The organism is Paracoccus sp. Z118, from assembly GCF_019061185.1.
Classification (GTDB): Bacteria; Pseudomonadota; Alphaproteobacteria; order Rhodobacterales; family Rhodobacteraceae; genus Paracoccus.
This window is the reverse complement of record NZ_JAHQZU010000013.1, coordinates 1-20,673: the sequence shown is the minus strand read 5'-3', so window position 1 is coordinate 20,673 and position 20,673 is coordinate 1. Positions and strand designations below refer to the sequence as shown.

General features: G+C 66.7%; 17 protein-coding genes and 1 pseudogene. 11 read left to right on the top strand and 7 right to left on the bottom strand.

Annotation, left to right across the window (positions count from 1 at the left end; all coding sequences use genetic code 11):
- Positions 1 to 69 precede the first annotated feature (69 nt).
- From KTN05_RS11940 to KTN05_RS11930, 3 genes are all read right to left on the bottom strand, one after another.
- Complete coding sequence (locus KTN05_RS11940) at positions 70 to 1,335, bottom strand: ABC transporter substrate-binding protein (protein WP_217329638.1); 1,266 nt, start codon at positions 1,333 to 1,335, stop codon at positions 70 to 72.
- Positions 1,336 to 1,425: 90 nt separating this feature from the next.
- Positions 1,426 to 2,319 (bottom strand): aldo/keto reductase family oxidoreductase, encoded by an 894-nt coding sequence (locus KTN05_RS11935; protein ID WP_217329637.1) that lies wholly within the window; start codon positions 2,317 to 2,319, stop codon positions 1,426 to 1,428.
- Positions 2,319 to 3,476 (bottom strand): LLM class flavin-dependent oxidoreductase, encoded by a 1,158-nt coding sequence (locus tag KTN05_RS11930; protein WP_217329636.1) that lies wholly within the window; start codon positions 3,474 to 3,476, stop codon positions 2,319 to 2,321. Before KTN05_RS11930 ends, KTN05_RS11935 begins: the two co-directional genes overlap by 1 nt.
- Before the next feature lie 91 nt (positions 3,477 to 3,567).
- Between KTN05_RS11930 and KTN05_RS11925 the strand changes: the two genes are divergently transcribed.
- Both KTN05_RS11925 and KTN05_RS11920 read left to right on the top strand, forming a co-directional pair.
- On the top strand, positions 3,568 to 4,287 hold the full coding sequence (locus tag KTN05_RS11925; RefSeq protein ID WP_217329635.1) for a GntR family transcriptional regulator: 720 nt from the start codon (positions 3,568 to 3,570) through the stop codon (positions 4,285 to 4,287).
- Complete coding sequence (locus KTN05_RS11920) at positions 4,287 to 5,399, top strand: Gfo/Idh/MocA family protein (RefSeq protein WP_217329688.1); 1,113 nt, start codon at positions 4,287 to 4,289, stop codon at positions 5,397 to 5,399. The genes KTN05_RS11925 and KTN05_RS11920 overlap by 1 nt, the downstream gene beginning before the upstream one ends.
- Before the next feature lie 19 nt (positions 5,400 to 5,418).
- On the opposite strand, the gene KTN05_RS11915 is transcribed toward KTN05_RS11920, so the two are convergent.
- Genes KTN05_RS11915 through KTN05_RS11905 form a run of 3 tightly spaced genes read right to left on the bottom strand, consistent with a single transcriptional unit; the run spans position 5,419 to position 8,293 of the window.
- Positions 5,419 to 6,723: a TRAP transporter large permease gene (locus KTN05_RS11915; RefSeq protein WP_217329634.1), complete on the bottom strand. Its 1,305-nt coding sequence runs from the start codon at positions 6,721 to 6,723 to the stop codon at positions 5,419 to 5,421.
- A gap of 9 nt (positions 6,724 to 6,732) precedes the next feature.
- Positions 6,733 to 7,254 (bottom strand): TRAP transporter small permease, encoded by a 522-nt coding sequence (locus KTN05_RS11910; RefSeq protein WP_217329633.1) that lies wholly within the window; start codon positions 7,252 to 7,254, stop codon positions 6,733 to 6,735.
- A 52-nt stretch (positions 7,255 to 7,306) separates the two neighbouring features.
- Positions 7,307 to 8,293 (bottom strand): TRAP transporter substrate-binding protein, encoded by a 987-nt coding sequence (locus KTN05_RS11905; RefSeq protein ID WP_217329632.1) that lies wholly within the window; start codon positions 8,291 to 8,293, stop codon positions 7,307 to 7,309.
- A gap of 217 nt (positions 8,294 to 8,510) precedes the next feature.
- On the opposite strand from KTN05_RS11905, the gene KTN05_RS11900 reads away from it, so the two are divergent.
- From KTN05_RS11900 to KTN05_RS11890, 3 genes and pseudogenes are all read left to right on the top strand, one after another.
- Positions 8,511 to 9,398, top strand: a complete 888-nt coding sequence (locus tag KTN05_RS11900) for a LysR family transcriptional regulator (RefSeq protein WP_217329631.1) — start codon at positions 8,511 to 8,513, stop codon at positions 9,396 to 9,398.
- A 128-nt stretch (positions 9,399 to 9,526) separates the two neighbouring features.
- Positions 9,527 to 11,590 (top strand): annotated as a pseudogene (locus tag KTN05_RS11895) (hydantoinase/oxoprolinase family protein); the annotation flags it as partial.
- Positions 11,591 to 11,677: 87 nt separating this feature from the next.
- A complete protein-coding gene (locus KTN05_RS11890) occupies positions 11,678 to 13,351 on the top strand; it encodes a hydantoinase B/oxoprolinase family protein (RefSeq protein WP_217329687.1) in 1,674 nt (557 codons plus the stop codon).
- Between the two features lie 273 nt (positions 13,352 to 13,624).
- Here KTN05_RS11890 and KTN05_RS11885 read toward each other — a convergent pair whose 3' ends face one another.
- Complete coding sequence (locus KTN05_RS11885; protein WP_371823351.1) at positions 13,625 to 15,175, bottom strand: PLP-dependent aminotransferase family protein; 1,551 nt, start codon at positions 15,173 to 15,175, stop codon at positions 13,625 to 13,627.
- Positions 15,176 to 15,290: 115 nt separating this feature from the next.
- Here KTN05_RS11885 and KTN05_RS11880 point away from each other — a divergent pair, with 115 nt between their 5' ends.
- The 6 genes from KTN05_RS11880 (at position 15,291) to KTN05_RS11855 (ending at position 20,578) form a co-directional block, all read left to right on the top strand.
- On the top strand, positions 15,291 to 16,301 hold the full coding sequence (locus KTN05_RS11880; protein WP_217329629.1) for a TRAP transporter substrate-binding protein: 1,011 nt from the start codon (positions 15,291 to 15,293) through the stop codon (positions 16,299 to 16,301).
- Positions 16,302 to 16,376: 75 nt separating this feature from the next.
- Complete coding sequence (locus KTN05_RS11875) at positions 16,377 to 16,922, top strand: TRAP transporter small permease (RefSeq protein WP_217329628.1); 546 nt, start codon at positions 16,377 to 16,379, stop codon at positions 16,920 to 16,922.
- Complete coding sequence (locus KTN05_RS11870; protein WP_217329627.1) at positions 16,922 to 18,262, top strand: TRAP transporter large permease; 1,341 nt, start codon at positions 16,922 to 16,924, stop codon at positions 18,260 to 18,262. Before KTN05_RS11875 ends, KTN05_RS11870 begins: the two co-directional genes overlap by 1 nt.
- Positions 18,263 to 18,274: 12 nt before the next feature.
- Entirely contained in the window at positions 18,275 to 18,790 is a 516-nt protein-coding gene (locus KTN05_RS11865) for a universal stress protein (protein WP_217329626.1), read from the top strand.
- Positions 18,787 to 19,182, top strand: coding sequence for a nuclear transport factor 2 family protein (locus KTN05_RS11860; RefSeq protein WP_217329625.1), 396 nt, complete (start codon positions 18,787 to 18,789; stop codon positions 19,180 to 19,182). Before KTN05_RS11865 ends, KTN05_RS11860 begins: the two co-directional genes overlap by 4 nt.
- A 7-nt stretch (positions 19,183 to 19,189) precedes the next feature.
- Positions 19,190 to 20,578 (top strand): FAD-binding oxidoreductase, encoded by a 1,389-nt coding sequence (locus KTN05_RS11855; RefSeq protein WP_217329624.1) that lies wholly within the window; start codon positions 19,190 to 19,192, stop codon positions 20,576 to 20,578.
- Positions 20,579 to 20,673: the final 95 nt, after the last annotated feature.

Here is a 20,673-nt window from a genome sequence, read left to right as displayed (position 1 = left end):
GCGCCTCCCGGTTAGCCTTGCGCCCCGAAGGCGGGTGAGGCCGCGGGAAGCGCCCCCGCGGCCGGTTCGTCAGCGGAGGGCGCGGGCGAGATCGCCCTGCAGCGCCTGCACGGCGGCCTCGGGCTCCTCGGCCCCGGCCATCACTGCGTTGACGCGCGTGCGGATCGCGTCGGAAACGCGGGGATAGTTGGGCGTCGCCGGCCGCGCCCGCGCCGTTTCCATCACCGGCAGCGCCTGCTCGAACCAGGCGTTCGCCTCCAGCACGGCGGGGTCGCTGTAAAGCTCGGACCGGGTGGGCAGCATGGAACCCTCGACGGCGAGGAAGCGCGACGCCTCGGGACCGGCGAGAAACTGGATCAGGCCCGCTGCCGCCTCCTTGTTCTCCGAAAAGGCCGAAACCGCCCATTGCCAGCCGCCGAGGCAGGTGACGCTGTCGCCGCCCTCGACCGTGGGCAGCGTCGCCACGCCGACCTTGCCGGCCACCTCGGATTCCGGGCCCTGGAAATGCGCCCAGCCATAGGGCCACAGCACCGCCATGGCGACGTCGCCCGCCTGGAACTCCTTGCGGGTGTCGTCGGTGCCGACCTCGGCGATGTTCGCCTTGGAGGTGCCGGTCGCCACCATCTCGCGCCAGATATTCAGGCTGTTCACGGCATATTCGGCGTTCAGCGGCTCGGGGCTGCCCGCTTCCACCTCGCCGCCTTGGCTCCAATAGGGGATGAGGAAGGTGCAGACGGTGCCCTCGATCGCCTTGGCCTGGAAGGACAGGCCTTGGATATCGGCGTTCCCCTCGGTGCCCTTGATCGCGGCGGCGGCTTCCTGCACGCCCTTCCACGTCGTCGGCGGCGTGATCCCCGCAGCCTCGAACAGGTCGGTGCGGTAGAACAGCATCATCGCATCGGCGAAGGCGGGCAGCGCGACCAGCTCGCCCTCGATCACGTCGGCCTGCGCGTAGGCGGGCAGATATTGCGAGACGAACGTCTCCACATCGCCGTCGATATGGTCGTTCAGCGGCTCCAGCCAGCCGGCGGCGCGGTATTGGGCCGGGTTCACCACGTCGATCAGCATGATGTCGATGGCGGAGTCCTTGGCGGACAGCACCGTGGACAGGTAGTTGCTCTGCAGCTCGGACGTGGCGCCGCCGGTTTCCAGTTCGACCGAGACGCCGGGGTTCTGCTGCTCATACATGTCGAACAGCTGCTCCATCAGGTCGGGCCGCTGCTGCGCGCCGACGAAGACCCGCAGCGCCGTGTCCTGCGCGAAGGCCGGGGCGAGACCGGCCGACAGGGCCAGCGCCGTGGTCGCGGCCAGCGCCGCCTTCATCCGAGTGGTCATTCTTCCCCTCCCTGGGACGTGGGGCACTCGCCCGCATTTCCGTGCATCATGTTGGTGCCGCTGCCCTCTGGCAAGCGGCAACGCTGCCCGTCAGGCCACCTCGCGGCCAAGCGCCAGCGCGTAAAGTTCGAACCACGTCTGCCGGTCGATCCCGACCCGAGCCGCTTCCGCAAGGCGGGCGATCCGTTCGAGGCGGTTCGTGCCGAGGACGGGCAGGATGCGGGCCGGGTGGCGCAGCAGCCAGGCGATGGCGACGGCCGAGGGCTCGACGCCCTGTTCGCGCCCGATCCGCGCCAGCGCCTGCGTCAGGGCCGGCCCCTCGTCCGCCAGCAAGACCCCGCCCCCCAGCGGCGACCACGCCATCGGCAGGATCGCATGTTCCTGAAGATAGGCCAGATCGCCGTTGGTGAAGCTCTGATGCGCCTTCAGGCTCAGTTCGATCTGGTTCACGACCAGCCGCTGCGACATCGCCGATTGCAGCAGCGAGACATCCCACGGGCGGAAGTTCGACACCCCCACCGCCCGCACCTTGCCCGAGGCCACCAGATCGTCCAGCGCCCGCCCGGTCTCGGCAGGGTCCATCAGCGGGTCGGGACGGTGGATCAGCAGCAGGTCGATCCGTTCGATCCCCAGATCGGTCAGCGACTGGTCCACCGCCGCGTGGATATGCGCGCGCGAGGTGTCGTAATGCTTGACCTTCGCGCCCGAATAGCGCCCGGCGGGGGCCACGATGTCGCATTTCGTGACGATCTCGATGCGGCCCCGCAGTTCCGGCGCCTGCCGCAGCGCGTCGCCGAAGATCTTCTCGCCCGCATAGTCGCCATAGATGTCGGCGTGGTCCATCGTGGTGATGCCCTGCGCCAGACACGCCTTGATCTTCGCCGCCACATGCGCGGGCGAGGTGTCGGCATCGTCCGCCAGCCGCCACAGCCCATAGACGAGCCGCGAAAACGTCAGATCGCCCGTGATCGTGACCCGTTCCATCAGCGCCTCTCCCCGTTCCCGAGCGGTGTGGGCGGCGTGTCGAACGGCACCCGGCCATATTCATGCGGCAGCGAGCAGGTCTTGAGCTGCGGCAGCACCTTGGTTCCGAAATGCCGGGCCTCCTCCAGATGCGGATAGCCGGACAGGATGAAGGCGCGGATACCCATTTTGCGATATTCCTCAAGCTCCGACAGCACCTGATCGGTGGACCCCACGATCGCCGCCCCGCAGCCGGAGCGGGCGCGGCCGATCCCGGTCCACAGATGCGGCTCGACATAGCCGAACTCGTCGGCCAGTTCCCGCGCCCGCGCCTGATGCGCCACGCCGAGCGAGATGGAATCATGCGCCCGCTCACGGATCAACCGCCCGTATTCATCGTCGAGCGCCGAGACGAGATGTTCGGCATACTCCCGCGCCTCGGCTTCGGTGTCGCGCACGATCACGTGGACCCGCAGCCCGTAATCCAGCACCCGGCCATGCGCGGCGGCGCGTTCGTGCACGGCGCGCATCCGCTGGGCCAGCGCCTCCTTGGGCTCGGGCCACATCAGATAGACGTCGCATTGCGCCCCGCACAGCTCCAGCGCGTCGGGCGAGTAGCCGCCGAAATAGAGCAGCGGCCCGCCGTTCTGTTGGTAGGGCTTCGCCGGATCGGTGGGCACGCCGCTGAACCGGTAGACCTCGCCGTCGAAGTCGATCGTCTCGCGAGTCCAGGCCTGGCGCAGGATTTCCACCACCTCGTGACTGCGTTTGTAGCGGAAGGCGCTGTCGGCCTTCTCGCCCGGAAAGTCGGACGAGATCACGTTCAATGTCAGCCGCCCCTTGAGCATGTGGTCCAGCGTGGCCACGGTGCGGGCCAGCATGATCGGCTGCATCTCGCCGCAGCGGATCGCGGCGAGGAAGTTCATCCGGTTTGTCAGCGGGGCGCAGGCGGCGACGAAGCTCAGCGTGTCCTGTCCGACCTGATAGGATGACGGGCAGAGGATGTTGCGGAAGCCGAGGGATTCCGCGGTCCGCGCGATGTCCGAGCAATGCGCGAAGCTGGACCGCAGCGCGCCGTCGGGCACCCCGAGCAGGGCATAGTCGTCCGAGCAGAGCGCCGCGAACCACGACACCTCGGCGCTGTCCAGATCCTGCGATCGCACCGGAACCACGGACATCGGACGCTCCTTCGCTGACATGCAGTTTCCACTTGAATAGCACCCGGATTTGATATGGATCAATAGTGCATCAATCCCGGCCCTCCGTTCCATGCCAAGACCCAGCGGCAGCCTTCCCCGGTTTCTTCAGATCGCCGAGCTTCTGGTCCGCGACATCGCGGCCGGTCGGCTGACCGATGGCGAAAGACTGCCGCCCGAGCGCGAGATGGCCGCGCAGCTCGGCGTCGCGATCGGCACGCTGCGCAAGGCGCTGGCCGAGGTCGAGGATCGGGGGCTGCTGCAACGTGTGCAGGGCTCGGGCAACTACGTCCGGGCGCTGGCCGATCCGCGCAGCATCTACGCCATGTTCCGGCTTGAACTGGTCGAAGGCGGCGGCCTGCCCACCGCGCGGCTGCTGTCGCTGGACCGCCTGCCCAAGCCGGCGAACCTGCCCGCCTTCGGCGCCTCGGATCACGCCCACCGGATCAGGCGCCTGCGTTTCCTCGGCGGCCGCCCCGCCGCGGTCGAGGAAATCTGGCTGGACGCGGGCTACGCCGAAACCGTCGCGCCCGAGGCGCTGTCTGAGAGCCTTTATCTGTTCTACCGCGAACAACTCGGTCTTGCGATCACCCGCGCCGAGGATCGGGTCGGCCTCGGCCACGTGCCCGAATGGTCGCCGCCGGGCTTCGGACGGCCGCCGGGCGAGCCGGTCCCGCACATCCTCCGCATCGCTTACGACGCGGACGGCCGCCGGGCGGAGGTGTCGCAGACATGGTTCGATCACAACGTGGCCCGCTATGTCGCGCGGCTGAAGCAGGAACCGAAGGGATGATGCAGGAAACTCCGCGTTACGGCGTGATCGGCTGCGGCATGATGGGGCAGGAGCATCTGCGCAACATCGCGCTGCTGCCCGGCAGCGAGGTGGTGGCGATCTTCGAACCGGACGGGCAGATGCGCCGCCTCGCCGCCCAGTTCGCCCCCGGCGCCGCGATGGTCGAGTCGATCGAGGCGCTGCTGGCGATCCCCGCCATCAACTGCATCCTGATCGCCAGCCCGAACGATCTGCACTTGTCGCAGCTGGAAACGCTGGCCGCGATCCGCCCGCTGCCGGTGCTGGTGGAAAAGCCGCTGTTCATCTCGCCCGCCGACACGCACCGCATCGCGGCCTTCCGCGAGCGGTATCCGGCCCCCGTCTGGGTGGCGATGGAATACCGCTACATGCCGCCGGTGGCGCGGCTGGTCGCGGAAGCGGACGCGGCGACCGGCGGGGTCCGTATGCTGACCATCCGCGAGCACCGCTTCCCCTTCCTCAAGAAGGTCGGCGCATGGAACCGGCTGAACCGGCGCACCGGCGGGACGCTGGTCGAGAAATGCTGCCACTTCTTCGACCTGATGCGGCTGATCCTGAAATCCGACCCGGTGCGCGTCATGGCCTCGGGCGGTCAGGCGGTGAACCACCAGGGCGAGATCTATGGCGGCGAGCCTGCGGATGTCTGGGACAACGCCTATGTCATCGTCGATTTCGCCTCGGGCGCGCGTGCGATGCTCGAATTGTGCATGTTCGCCGAAGGCTCGCGCTATCAGGAGGAGATCAGCGCCGTAGGCCCCGCCGGCAAGATCGAGTGCCTCGTCCCCGGCCCCGCCCGTTTCTGGCCCGACGACCTCGGCCCGCCGCCCCTGGCGCAGGTGATCGTCTCGCCGCGCTTTCCCAAGGGTCCCCGCGCCATTCCGATCCCCATCGACCCGGTGCTGCTGGACGCGGGCGATCACAACGGCTCGACCTTCTATCAGCACCAGCGCTTCGCGCGCGCCATGGCGCGGAACGGCCCGGTCGAGGTGACGCTGGAGGATGGCTGGTGGGCGGTCGCAATGGGCGCCGCCGCCCAGCACTCGGCCGTGACCGGCGAAAGCTGCCGGGTGGATGGACCGACAGGGGCGGGGTAGGTGCCGGAAGAATCCTCGATCAGTTGGACATCATCTGCGGCAGCCCGGTCACCAGCTGCGGAAATGCGGTGATGAGCACGAGCAGCAGGATCAGGATCAGGAAAAACGGGATCGCCGCGCGGGTCACTGCCAGAATGTCCTTGCCCGTGATGCTTTGCAGGACGAACAGGTTGAAACCCACGGGCGGCGTAATCTGCGCCGCTTCGATCAGGACCACGACGAAGATGCCGAACCACAGCAGGTCGATGCCTGCGGCCTGAACCATCGGCAGCATCACCGATGAGGTCAGCACGATGATCGAGATACCTTCCAAGAAGCAGCCGAGAATGAGCATGAAGACCCCCAGCACCGCCAGCAGGGCATAGGGCGACAGCTCCATCGCATCGACCCAGCTCGCCAGCGAGCGCGGGATATCGACGAAGGCGACCGCGACGGTGAGGCAGGCGGCGCAGGCGATGATGAAGGAAATCATGCAGGAGGTGCGCATGGCCGCCATCAGCCCCTCCATGAAGTTGTCCCAGGTCAGGCTGCCGGTCACGGCCGCGAGGGCGAGCGCGCCGATCACGCCGATGGTTGCCGCCTCGGTCGGCGTGGCAATGCCGCCGTAGATCGAGCCGACGACGAGCGCGATCAGCAGCACCACGGGGATCAGCCGCCGCGAGGCGTAGATCCGTTCGAGGAAGGGCACGGCCGGGTCGGATGGCGGCATCTTGTCCCGGTTCAGCAGGCTCCACAGCCCGGTGTAGCCCATGAACAGCAGCATCAGCAGGAGGCCCGGCAGCACGCCCGCGATGAACAGCCGGGCGATGGAAACCTCGGCGGTCACGCCATAGACGATCATGATGATCGACGGCGGGATCAGCAGCCCGAGCGTGCCCGAGCCGGCGAGCGTGCCGATCGTCAGGTTCAGCGGATAACCCCTGCCTTGCAGTTCCGGCACGCTGATGCGCCCGATGGTGGCGCAGGTGACGGCCGAGGAACCGGCGACGGCCGCCATGATGCCGCAGCCCAGCACGTTGACGTGCAGCAGCCGGCCCGGAAACCGCGACACCCAAGGCGCAAGGCCCTGAAACATGTCGGAGGACAGTTTCGAGCGGAACAGGATCTCGCCCATCCAGATGAACAGCGGCAGTGAGGTGAGCGCCCAGCTCCAGCTGGAATCCCATAGCGTCGAGGCGATCAGCGAGCCCATGGGAACCGAGGTGAAGAACCCCAGAAGCACCATGCCGAGGGTGAGAAGCGACAGCGCGACCCAGACCCCGCTTGCCAGAAGCAGAAGCAGCAATATGCCGAGAACCAGCGACGCGAGAACGATCGTGTCCATCATCTGTCCTTATGCAACCGGACGGTCGAGCTCGATCTCGTCGGCCGGCGCATAGCGTGGCTGGCCCCCGGAGATCAGCCAGAACAGCTCGTCGATGAAGGCGACCGCCAGCGCGGTCACGCCCAGCGCGGCGCCGGCCTGCGGGATCCAGAACGGCATGGCGAGCAGACCGGGGCTGACATCGTTGAACTGGTAGGACTGCAACGCCAGCCCGGCGACATGCCACGCAAGGAACGACACGACCACCGTCCCAAGCAGGCAGTTGAATATCTCAACCTTCCGCCGCCAGGCCTCGGGCAAGCGGTCCACGAGCAGGTTGATGCGGACATGCCCGCCCCGGCGGAAGGTATGAGCCAGCCCGAAGAAGGTCGATGCGGCGAGGCAGAGGCCCGCCGCCTCGGTCGCGTCGAGCGTGACCCCGCGCAAGCGCCCGATGATCTGCGCCACAATCGCCAGCGCGATGCCGACCATGAAGGCCGCGGCCAGATAGCCGCACACATCATAGAATATGTCGAGAACCCTGCGGATCACCGGTCACCCCGTCGGCTGTGTTGCATGTAGGACTGGCACGCGCCACAGCCGATCAGTTGAGGCCCTGCTGGTAGGTCTCGTAAACCGCCTTCTCCTCTGCCGTGGCCGAGTTCAGCCAGTCCGCCACCATGTCCTCGCCCGCAGCCGCAATGGCGTCCAGAACATCCTGCGGGGCCTGGGCGATCGTCATGCCGTGACTTTCAAGCATGGCCGCACGCTCGTCGCCAGCAGCCTGCGACATCTCGAAGCCGCGCTGCGTCGCGGCCTCGCCAGCCTCGAGCACCACCTGCTGCACCTCAGGGTCGAGTTGGCGGAACGCGCGCTCGTTGACGATGATTGCATTCTTGTTATGCATCGTGCCGGTGTAGGTGAAGTGCTTGACGTAATCCCATATCTGAACGTCCACGCCGGTCTGGGCGCTCGTCCAGAGGGATTCGATCATGCCGGTCGAGAAGGCCTGCGGCACCTCTGCGAAGGGCAGGATCAGCGCCTCCATGCCCAGCTTCTCGCCCATGATCTGGGTCTGTCTGGAATAGATCCGCAGCTTCTGCCCTTGCAGGTCGTCCAGCCCCGTGACCGGCTCGCTCGTGTAGAAGCCCTGACCCGGCCACGGGACATAGGTGATGACGCGCATCCCGTTATCGGCAAACATCGACTCGAAGAATGGCTGCTGGGCTTCGGCCAGTCTGGCCGCCTGTTCGTAATCCGTCGCCACGCCCGGAATGTTGTCCAGGTTGTACATTGCCGCCTCGTTGCCATAGACGCCCAGACGGATTTCCCCCATCTGGATCTGGCCGGACTGGACGGCGCGCTTGATCGCGTCGAGCTTGATCAGGCTGTCGGCGGAGCGCAGGTCGATCTTCAGCTCGCCGCCGGTCTTCTCGTCGATTTCTTCGATCATCTGGCGGATGTTCTGGGTGAAGAAGCTGCTTTCCGGGTAGCCGGAGGCCATGGTCCACGTCGTCTGCGCCAGGACCGGCCCGGCCAGACCCACGCCCATTGACAGGGCGGCGGCTGCAATCAGAGTTCTGCGCTTCATCGTTCCCCCAAATCCTGTTCTGCTGCGGAAGGCGCTCCGCGCAGGCTCCCCAAGCCGGAACCGGGCCGATGCCCGATCAAGGCTCGGGCAGTCTGCGACGCAACTTCCGCGATGACCAAATGAATTTTTTCAGCGGCTGCGATCAATTTTCCTTATGGTTCCGGCGCATGGATGGTAACACCCGCCCCGCCGCCTTCAGCCGGGAAAAGGAAGGACAATGTCGAACTGGTCCCTGAAACAGCTGGAAACCTTCGTCTGGGTGGCCCGGCTCGGCAGTTTCCGCGCGACGGCCGAGCGCCTGAACACGACCCAGCCCAACGTCTCCGTCCGCATCTCGCAACTCGAAGCCGTGCTTGGCGACCGGCTGTTCAACCGCAACAGCGGCGCAGTGACGCTGACGCCACGGGGCCACGCCCTGCTGGGGCAGGCCGAGCGGGTGCTGCTGGCGGCAGAGGAGCTTTCCCAGCAATGGGCGAGCGCCGACCGGCAGATCGACATCCTGCGGCTTGGCGTGTCGGAGCTTATCGCGCAGACGTGGCTCAGGGACTATCTTCTCGATCTGCGGCAGGCATTTCCGAACGTGGATGTCGAGCTGAAGGTCGATCTCACCTTCAACCTGCGCGAGGATCTGGTGGCCCGGACGCTCGATCTGTGCCTGCTGAACGGCCCCATATCCAATTTCAACATCAGCAATCTGGGACTTGGATCGGTCCCCTATGTCTGGACGGCGTCGCCGAAGCTGGCGGACGCCAGCGGCGACCTTGGGATGCTGGCGTCGCACCCGATCCTGAGTCAGGCGCGCACCACGCGCCAGTTTGTCGAGCTGAGCGCACATTTCCGCACGCTGTGGGAAAAGCCGGTCAGGATCGTGCCGGTCAGCAGCCTGCCGGTCTGCTTGCAGATGACGCTGGACGGGATGGGGATCGCCCCCCTGCCCCGCACGATCGTGGAGAAGCCGCTCGCGGAAGAGGCTCTGGTGGAGCTTCCCTACGGCTGGAAACCCAGCCCGCTTGGCTTCACCGCCTCCTACGCCAATACGCCCGAGAACCCCTTGCTTAGCCGCTCGGCGGAGCTGGCGATGGAAAGGGCCGCGCGCCACGGGTGACGCCATCCGGGCGCCCGCCGTCGGCGCGCCGATAACGATCCTGTATCGGGAGACATTGAATATAATGATTCGACCGCAGGAGGGTCGGTTCATAAGCTCTGCCGCGAACCCATCGGAGACGAGAGATCATGTCCATCCCAAAGGCCCGTCTGGGCGTCGATATCGGCGGAACCTTCACGGATGTGGTGCTTGAGCAGGCGGGTCAGAGATATTCCACCAAGGTGCTGACCACCTATGCGGCACCCGAAGACGCGATCGTCGAGGGGATGCGTCAGGTCTGCGCCAAGGCCGGGATCGAGCCTTCGGCGATCGGCCAGGTGATCCACGGCACGACCCTTGCCACCAACGCCCTGATCGAGCGGCGGGGCGCGAAGACCGCCCTCATCACCACCGAAGGGTTCCGCGACGTCATCGAGATGCGCACCGAGAGCCGTTTCGAGCAGTATGACCTGAACCTGACGCTGCCGGAGCCGCTGCTGCCCCGCAACCGCCGCTATACGTTGCGGGAGCGGATGGACGCGCGCGGACGTGTCCTGCTGCCGTTGCAGCGCGCGGACGTCGAGGCGCTGGCGGACCAACTGCGCGAGGCCGGCTACGAGAGCGTCGCGGTCGGCCTCCTTCATTCCTATGTGAACGACGCGCATGAGCGGCTGATCCACGACGTTCTGGCCGAGCGGTTGCCGGGGGTGATGATCTCGCTCTCGTCCGAAGTCTCGCCGCAGATGCGCGAATACGAGCGCTTCAACACGACCATCGCCAACGCCTATATCAAGCCGCTGATGAAGAGCTATCTCATCCGGCTCAAGGGGCGGCTCGCGGACGAGGGCGTTGGCTGCCCGATTTTCCTGATGCATTCCGGCGGCGGCATCATCTCGCTGGAAAGCGCGTCCGAGTTTCCGGTGCGGCTGGTTGAATCCGGCCCGGCAGGCGGGGCGGTGTTCGCCGCTGATATCGCCGCGCGGCACGGGCTGAAGAAGGTGCTGTCCTTCGACATGGGCGGCACCACGGCGAAGATCTGCCTCATCAAGGATTTCACCCCAAAGACGGCTCGCGTGTTCGAGGTCGCCCGGACCTATCGCTTCAAGAAGGGCTCCGGCATGCCGATCTCGATTCCGGTGATCGACATGGTGGAGATCGGCGCGGGCGGCGGCAGCCTCGCTCATGTCGATTCGATGAACCAGATCCGCGTCGGCCCCGAAAGCGCGGGCTCCGAACCCGGCCCGGCCTGTTACGGCCGCGGCGGCGCCCGCCCGGCCGTGACCGATGCCGACGTGATCCTCGGCAAGATCGACCCGCAGAACTTCGCCGCTGGCAGCATCCCGCTTTACCCCGACCGGTCCGCGCAGGCCCTTGAGGCCGAGATCGGCGGCAAGCTTGGCATGGACGCGCTGGAAAGCGCCTGGGGCGTGGCCGAGGTCGTGGACGAGAACATGGCGAACGCCGCCCGCGTCCACGCGGTGGAAAACGGCGAGGACCTGTCCGAATACACGATGATCGCCTTTGGCGGCGCGGCGCCGCTTCATGCCGGCCGCCTGTGCGAGAAGCTCGGCATCACCCGCTGCCTCGTGCCGCCCGGCGCGGGCGTGGGCTCGGCCATCGGCTTCCTGCGGGCGCCGTTCAGCTTCGAGGCCAACCGGACCCTGTTCATGCGGCTGGCCCACTTCGACGGGGCACGGGTCGCCCGGCTGTTCGAGGAGATGGAAAACGAGGCAACGCAGGTCGTGCGGTCCTGTGGCTGGGACGGCGACATCCTTGCCGAATACAAGGTCTATATGCGTTACGCGGGTCAGGGCTGGGAAATCCCCGTGACGCTGACGCCCGAGGAGGCGCGCGCCGCCGACCCCGCCACCATCCTGAAGCGCTTCGAGGACCAGTATGCCGGCCTGTTCGGCCGCACCGTGAAGGGGCTGGAGGCCGAGATCACCGTCTGGTCCGTCAACGCCCACACACCGCAAAGCGCCGTCAGCGGGGTGGAACCGCTGCACGGGACCAGCCCGGCGCCCGCCGATGGCAGCCGTTCCCTGCTCGACGGCGCGCTCGGCCAGCGTGTCGAGGCGGGCACCTACAGCCGTGCCGCATTGCCTGCGGGCAGCGAGGTCAGCGGGCCGGGGGTCATCACCGAGGACGAGACGACCGTGGTGCTGCCGGCCAGCGGCGCGGCCCTCACCCTCAATGACGGCTGCATCGATATCCGTCTGAATCTGACGCCCTCGGATACCCTGCCCGAAGAAGATGCGGCACCCGCGCAGGCCGGGACGTCCCGGATCGGCAATCAGGTCATGTGGAACCGCCTGATCTCGGTCGTCGAGGAACAGGCGCAGGCGCTGATCCGCACCTCGTTCTCGACCTCGGTGCGCGAGGCCGGCGACCTCTCAGCCGGGGTTTACAACCACGAGGGTCAGATGCTGGCCCAGGCGGTGACGGGCACGCCGGGCCACGTCAACGCCATGGCCGACGCGGTGGGCCATTTCATCCGCCGGATCGGGCCCGAGAACATCTGCGAAGGCGATGTCTACATCACCAACAACCCGTGGGAGGGGACCGGCCACCTGCATGACATCACCGTCGTCAGCCCCTCATTCCACCGGGGGCGGCTGGTCGGCTTCTTCGCCTGCACGGCGCATATCGTCGATATCGGCGGGCGCGGCTTCGGCGCCGATGGCAACTCGATCTACGAGGAAGGGTTGCACATCCCGATCACGAAGTTCGTGGATCGCGGGACCGTCGATGAGACGCTGGTCAGGATCATCCGCGGCAATGTCCGCGAGCCCGATCAGCTGATCGGTGACATCTACGCGCTGGCGACCTGCAACGAGATCGGCCATCGCCGCCTGATCGACATGATGGTCGAGTTCGGGCTGGCCGATCTCGCCGGCATTTCCGACTTCATCCTGACGAATTCCTACCTGGCCACCGTGGAGAGGATCGCGGCGCTGCCGCGCGAGGAGGCAGAGGGCCATATGCGGATCGACGGCTACAGCCAGCCCGTGGACCTGCGCGTGAAGATCTCGATCGAGCCGGACGGGGTGCTCTGCGACTGGGCCGGCACCTCCGGGCTGGACAAGAACGGCATCAACGTGCCGCTGGTCTATACCAAGGCCTACACCTGCTATGCGCTCAAATGCGCGATCGCGCCCGAGATTCCGAACAACGCGGCCTCCCTGAAGCCTTTCCGCATCGTCGCGCCCGAGGATACCATCGTGAACGCGCTGTGGCCGGCCCCGGTGGCCCTGCGCCACATCATCGGCCACATGGTTCCAGACACGATCTACGACGCGCTCGACAAGATCCTGCCCGGCGTGGTTCCCGCCGAAGGGGCGGGCAGCCTCTGCAACTTCCAGGTCTCGCTGAGACCGCGCAGCGACGGCCCTGCCCCGGACGAGCCCGTCCGCGCCGAGGTGCTGACGTTCAACTCCGGCGGTTCGGGCGCGCGGCCGACACTGGACGGCATGAACGCGACAGCCTTCCCCTCGGGCGTGATGACGATGCCGGTCGAGGCCACCGAGCAGGTCGGCCCCGTCATCATCTGGCGCAAGGAGCTCAGGACGGATTCCGGCGGCGGCGGGCGTCAGCGCGGCGGGCTGGGCCAGCATGTCGAGGTCGGGGCATGGGAAGGCTATGAGTTCGACATTCAGGCAATGTTCGACCGCGTCCATCATCCCGCCCGCGGCCGTCGCGGCGGCGGCGCCGGCGCGCCCACCACCATCGGGCTGGACGACGGCTCGCCCATGAAGGGCAAGGGCAAGCAGTTCGTCCCGCACGGCCGCCGGGTCATCATGGCCTTTCCGGGCGGTGCCGGCTACGGCGCGGCTGACGAACGGGATCGCGGACAGATCGAGCGTGACCTGGCCCTGGGCTACATCTCGCCCGAAGACGCCCGCGAACGATATGGATTGGCGGAGGAACGCGCGGCCGAGATAGTCGCGTCCGCGAGCCTCGGTGACTTGCCGTAGCTTGGCGCTTGAGCCTGCGCCAACGGGTTCAGCTGCGAGTTACGCCGTGGGGGCCGCCAGCCTGTCATCGTTGCCAAGGAGCCTTAGCAGATAGGGGGCGCTTTTTGACGCCCAGCGGGCCGGCGGGTCTCACCCCGCCGCATCGGTGCTGTCAAGGAAACCCGGTTGGCGGTTCTGCGGCGATGTGGAGGGAGCGTTCCCTGTCAGCACCAGTGCTTGCGCCTCATGGAACACCAAAGCATGCGCCGCCATCTCAATCCTCTGACGGCACCGTCACCCGAGATCATCAGCCCGGCCGCGACGCTCCCTGCCGGATGGGAACCCCCGCATCTCGTCGCAGGCCCTCTGCAATTGCCGCAGGCCGGGGCGGATCCGATCGACGGGGATCGAGCCATAGCCGAGGCGGAAGAACCGGCAGGGGGACGGCGGCGTCTCGAAGAACACCGCGCCCGGCTCGATCAGCACCCCCACCCTTCGCGCGTAGTCGGCCAGCATGGCGCTGTCCACGCCCTCGGGCGCGGCGAGCCAGATGCTCGCGCCCCCGTCCCGCGCCGTTCCGGCGATGCTGAAATCCGTCCCGGACAGCGCGTCGATCATCTCGTTCCGGCGGCGCTTCATTTCCTCGCGCAGCCGCACGACATGCGCGTCATAATGGCCGAGCGCGAGGAAATGGGCCGTGGTCCGTTGCAGATGCGTCGGCGGATGGCGCAGCATGATCGCCCGCGTCTCGCGCGCCGCGGCGATCATCGGCGCGCTGGCGACCAGATAGCCGATCCGCAGGCCCGGAAACAGCGACTTGGAGAAACTGCCCAGATAGATGACCCGCCCCTCCCGGTCGAGCGACTTGAGCGCGGGCAGCGGCGGCGCGAGATAGGACATCTCGAAATCGTAGTCGTCCTCGACGATCAGGAAATCCTCGGTCTCCGCGCGGGCCAGAAGGTCCAGCCGCCTTTGCAGCGGCATCGTCGCGCCGGTGGGGATGTTGTGGCTGGGGGTGGCGACGACCAGCCGCGTCCCCTTGGGCAGGCTGGCGGGATCGAGGCCATCGCTGTCCACCGGCACCCATTGCAAGGGTGCGTCCGACCGGCGCAGCGTCTCGACGAAATCGGGATAACCGGGCTCTTCGAGCACCGCCAGCCTGTCGGGCCGCGCGAGAATGTCGATCGCCAGGAACAGCGCGTTCTGCGAGCCGACGGTGATCAGCACCTCCTCGGGACGGGCCATGATGCCCCGGCGCGGCAGGGTGCGGGTGCAGATGTAGTCGATCAGCATCGGATCGTCGCGGGTCAGCAGGTCGAACGCGAGCTCGGCGAACTCGCGCGCGCTCAGCGCGCGGCGGGCGCAATCGCGCCAGGCGGCATGGTCGAAAAGCCCCGGATCGCCCTGACCATAGATGAACGGATAGGGATAGGACCGCCAGTCGGCGGGTTTGCGGATCACCCGTTTCCGCTCGACCCCGCCCTTGAGCCATTCGCCCCACCGAACCTCCTGCGCCGCGTCGTTCGCCCCGCCGAGGCCGACGCGAAGCGCCGGGATGTCGCGCGCGACCTGGAAGCCCGAGCGGGGGCGGCTGTCCAGATAGCCGCGCGCCACCAGCTCCTGATAGACCAGCGTCACCGTCATCCGCGACAGCCCCAGCGCCGCCGCCAGTGCCCGCGTGCCCGGCATCCGCGTGCCGGACGGGATGCGGTGCGACAGCAGGAACTCCACGATGCCGGCAATCAGCCTTGCCTGCAGCGTCTGGTCGGGCTCGCCCCGCAGGAAGATCGCCTCCGCGGGTATCGACGACTGGGACCGGGGGGCCGTGTTCGTGCGCGCTGCCACTGGACCTACACCTAGACTGAACTGGACATATCCTATGGCAGGCTTGCGGTGCAATGTCGCAGCCGCGTTCGGGGAGGAGCCGGACGCCAAAGGAATCACTCGGGGAGGAGACTCTATGACTAGCTTGCGTATCATGCGGAACGGCGTGGCAGCGGTGGCGCTGCTGGCCGCGATGGCGGCGGGCGCCGCAGCCAAGGAATACCGGATCGCCGTCGGCGACGGGGCCGGCGGGACTCAGGAAGCGCTCGGCAAGGCGTTCGTCGCCGCGCTGGAAAAGCACTCGGGCGGCGAGGATACCGCCACGCTGTTCGTGAACGGCCAGCTCGGCGACGAGCAGGACACCGTCACCGCGGCCGCGACCGGCACGCTGGATTTCTCGATCCTCGCGATCAACAACATCACGCCGTTCTCGCCTACGGTTGGCACGCTGACCCTGCCCTATGTCATCCTGTCGCTGGAGGACGCCGAAAAGCTGACCCAGGGCGAGATCGGCCAGGAAATGGTCGAACAGACGATCGAGGACGCCGGCGTGCGGATCATCGGCTGGGCCTATTCCGGGTTCCGCGTGCTGACCAACTCGAAAAAGCCGGTGACGACCGTCGCCGACCTGCAGGGGCTGGTGATCCGCGTTCCCAAGAACGAGATCATGATCGACACCTACAAGTCCTGGGGCATCAACCCCACGCCGATGGCCTGGACGGAAACCTTCGCCGCACTTCAGCAGAAGGTCGTGGACGGGCAGGACAACCCCTACATGACCATCAACGCGATGAAGTTCGACGAGGTTCAGGATTACATCACGAACCTGCGTTATATCTTCTCGATCGAGCCGCTCATCATCTCCGAGCAGCTCTACCAGTCGATGACGCCCGAACAGCAGCAGGCCGTGATCGCCGCGGGCGAAGAGGCCACGCAGTTCTCGGCTCAGTTCCTGCGCGATCAGGAAGCGGCGATCCGCGAGGATCTGGTCGCGCGCGGGATGGAAATCTCGGACCCCGCGAACGGCGAGCAGGAGTTCATGGAACTCGCGACCAGCACCGTGTGGCCGAAATACTATGACAGCGTCGGCGGCAAGGAACAGGTGGACCGGGCGCTGACCACGCTCGGCCGCGATCCCGCGCAGTAAGCGGCCGCAGCCTGCAACGACGGGCGCCTTCGGGCGCCCGCCCTTCCCACAGCACCCTCTTTCGGAGGCCGGATCATGGCTGCCTTCTGGCGTCATCTGGACATGATCGAAAGCTATATCTGCCGCGTGCTGCTGGCGGTTTTCGTGACGCTGCTGTTCGCGCAGATCGTGGCCCGTCAGGTGTTCGGCACGTCGATCACCTGGATCGAGGAATTCTCGGTCATTCTTTTCGTGTGGTTCGCCTATTTCGGGGCAAGCTACGCGGCGCGGATGGGCGCGCATAACCGCGTGACCTTCCACATCAAGATGATGCCGCGCCAGACGGGCCGGATCGTCGAGGCGCTCGGCGACCTGTTCTGGGTGATCTTCAACGTCATCCTGATCTACTACGCGATCAAGTATATCGGCGCGCTCAAGCCGTTCGTGAAGGCGCAGACGCTGGGCTGGCAGATGAAATGGGTCATGGCCCCGCTGCCCATCGCCTTCGTGCTGATGACCTTCCGCATCCTTCAGGTGAACTACATGAAGCTGGTGCTCGGCACCGACCCGCGCGATCCCGACGAGGTCGATATCGAGATGGAACTGGCCGAGCAGCAAGCGCCGAACGCGGGGAAATTCTGATGGAGAACGCGCTCATCCCGGTCCTGTTCGGATCGCTGCTGCTGCTTCTGGTGATCGGGGCGCCGATCTCGGTGGCGCTCGGCGTCTCGGCGCTGGCCGCGATCTGGTATCTGGACGACAGCCCGATCAAGATGGTCCAGATCGCCTGGTCCTCGGTCGGATCGTTCCCGCTGATGGCCCTGCCGAGCTTCATTCTCGCCGGCGCGCTGATGGAGGCCGCGGGCATCTCGCGGCGGCTCATCAACGTCGCCGAAAGCCTGGCGGGTCCCTTCACCGGCGGCATCTCGGCCGCGACGATCCTTGCCTGCGTGTTCTTCGGCGCGATCTCGGGCTCCGGCCCGGCGACCACCGCGGCTGTCGGCATGCTGATGATCCCGGCCATGGCGCGAGCCGGCTACGACCGCTCCTACGCCGCGTCGGTGACGGCTTCGGCGGGCGGGCTCGGCATCGTCGTTCCGCCGTCGATCCCGATGGTCATCTTCGGGATTTCGGCCATGGGCTTCGCCGCCCCGCCCGAGGCGGTCGAGCAGTTCGGCACGTTCCAGACCGTCTCGATCTCCAAGCTGTTCATCGCGGGCTTCCTGCCGGGCTTCCTGATGGCCGGATCGCTGCTGTTGATGAACTACATCCGCGCCAGGCGGCTGGGCTATCACGGCGGCGCCGAGCCGCTGTCGCTAAGAAAGATCGCCATGGCGCTCTATCGCGGCTTCTGGTCGATCCTCGCGCCGCTGGTCATCCTCGGCGGCATCTATGGCGGGTTCTTCACCCCGACCGAGGCCGCCATCGTCGCCATCTTCTACACGCTGCTGATCGGCATCGTGATCTACCGCGAGGTCAATCTGAAAGAGATCTTCGTGGCGCTGGAAGCGACCACATGGCTGACCGGCCGCGTGCTGCTGGTGCTGTTCACCGCCACGCTGTTCGGCCGCATCCTGGTGGAGAACCAGATCCCCGCGCATCTGGCCGACGGGATGCTGTCCCTGACCCAGAACAAGGCGGTGATCTGGGCGATCATGATCAGCTTCCTGCTGATCGTCGGGATGTTCATGGAAACGCTGGCGGCGATCATGATCCTGGTGCCGGTGATGCTGCCCGTCGCCTACAGCGTCGGCATCGACCCGATCCATTTCGGCATCGTCATGATCTGCTCGCTGTCGGTCGGCTTCGTGACCCCGCCGCTGGGCGAGAACCTGTTCATCTCGTCGGGCATCTCGAAGATCGACATCGAGAAGATCGCCTATCGCGCCCTGCCCTTCATCGCGGCGCTGATCACCGGCATCGCCGTGATCGCCGCCTTCCCCGAGATCTCTCTGTGGCTCCCGCGGGCCATGGGCTACTGACCGGAGGTTCCGATGATCCCGATCAACCCGATCAAGACCCTGCTCTATGCCACCGACCTGTCGGAAGGCGCGATCTACGCCCTGCGCTACGCGGTGCGGCTGGCCGAGGCGCTGGACGGAAAGCTGCATGTGCTGCACGCGCTGCGGCCGCTGTCAGAAGACGCGCGGATCACGCTGCAGGCCTATGTGACCGATCCCCGGATGCGCGACGCCGCCGTTCGGAACCGGCTGGAGACCGCGCGCGAGGTGATGGCCGAACGCCAGCGGACCTTCTGGGCCGAGACCGACCCGACCAAGGCCGCCCGCCGCGACCGGATCGCGAACATCGAGATCGTCGAGGGCCAGCCGGCCGAGGTGATCCTGCAACGGTCGGTCAGCCTGAAGGCCGACATGATCCTGATGGGCAGCCACGAACACGGCTTCACCCAGACATTCCTTGGGACCGTGGCCAAGCGTGTGATGCGCCGCTCGCGGATTCCGACCCTCATCATTCCCTATCCCGACGCTTCAGAAAGGCCGAACCGATGACCAGAACGCTGACCGCCGACGACCTGAAGGCAACTTTCGACGCCTTCAACCGCCACGACATCGACGGCGTGATGACCCATTTCGCCGATGACTGCGTGTTCTACACCGTCGCCGGCGACAACGAATACGGCACCGAGATCACCGGCCGGGACGCCATCGCCAAGGCGTTCGAGGGCGTCTGGACCGCGATGCCCGACGTGCAGTGGGCCGACCACACGCATTTCATCAGCGAGGACGGCACCCGCGGCGTCAGCCAGTGGACCTTCCGCGCCACCAACCCCGACGGCACCCGGACCGAGGTGCAGGGCGCCGACCTGTTCCGCATCAAGGATGGCAAGCTGGTCGAGAAGCAGGCGATCCGCAAGCAGCGGCCGGCCGTTCCGGCGAAGTGAGGATGCCATGCAGAAGGTTCTTCACCGCGGGGCGGCAAGCTACGACCCGCTCTATGACCCGCTGACCGCGCCCAGCCTCGGCAGCGGCAGCGACTACGCCCCGACCTACTGGATCGACACGGCCGGCGCGCCGCCCGCCGATGACGGCCCGGTGACAGGCGACTTCGACGTCGAATGCGCGGTGATCGGCTCGGGCTATACCGGGCTGAACTGCGCCATGGCGCTGACTCGCGATCACGGCGTCGAGACGGTCGTGCTGGAAGCGCATGGCACGGCCTATGGCTGCTCGACCCGCAATGGCGGGCAGGCGCAGTTCTCGGCCGGGCGTCTCAAGCGCAGCCAGTGGATCGACCGCTGGGGCCTCGACGTGGCGCAGCGGCTGCATGGCGAGATGCTGGAGGGCTTCGACTACTGGCGCGGCCAGATCCGCGACCACGCGATCGACTGCGAGCCGCAGGATGGCGGGCATTTCTACCTCGCCCACAAGGCCTCGATGATGCCGCCGCTGGAAAAGGAAGCGGCGCTGCTGCGCGAGAAGTTCGGCTACGGCGCGCGGATGATGAGCCGGGCCGAGGTGCATGAGCAGGTCGTCCGCGACCAGGAAGCCCAGGGCGCGATGTATGAGCCCGACGGGGTCGGCGTCCATGCCGCGAAGCTGGCCTTCGGCTATTGCCGGGTGGCACGGGAACACGGCGCCAAGGTTCACGTGGACAGCCCGGTCGACGGCTGGACCTACAAGAACGGCGTGCATCACCTGCGCACCCCCGGCGGCACGGTGCGGGCGAAGAAGGTGGCGGTGGCGACGGCGGGCTATGCGCCGCGCGGCCTGCATGCCCGGCTGCGCGACCGGATCATGCCGATCATGTCGAACAGCATCGTGACGCGCGTTCTGACCGAGGCCGAGCTGGCCGAGGTGGGGGCCAAGGCGCTATCGCCGCTGACCGACACCCGCACGCTGCGGCATTATTACCGCCTGCTGCCCGACAACCGTCTGCAGATCGGCAGCCGCGCCGCCATCACCGGCCGCGATGCCGCCAACCCGGCCCATCTCGCGTCGCTGCGCGAAGGCATGGCGCGCAAGTTCCCCGTCCTGCGGGGGGTCGAGCTCGACTATTCCTGGTGGGGCTGGGTCGATGTCAGCCACGACATGATGCCGCGCATCACCGGGCTGAAGGACCTGCCGGGCGCGTTCTATGCCCTCGGCTACGGCGGCAACGGGGTCATGTATTCCGCGATGGCGGGCCGCCGGATGGCCCAGCTGGTCGCCGGACAGAAGGTGCCGGACCTGCCGATCTTCGGCACCGAACTCAAGCACGAAGGGTGGAAGACGCCGTTCCGGCGGCTCGGCCAATGGGGCCTCTACCAGCTTTATCACTATCGCGACGAGCGCCAGTAAAAGGAGATATTTCGATGAAGATGACGACTGAGGAAGCTTTTGTTAAGGTTCTGCAGCTGCATGGGATCGAGCATGCGTTCGGGATCATCGGGTCT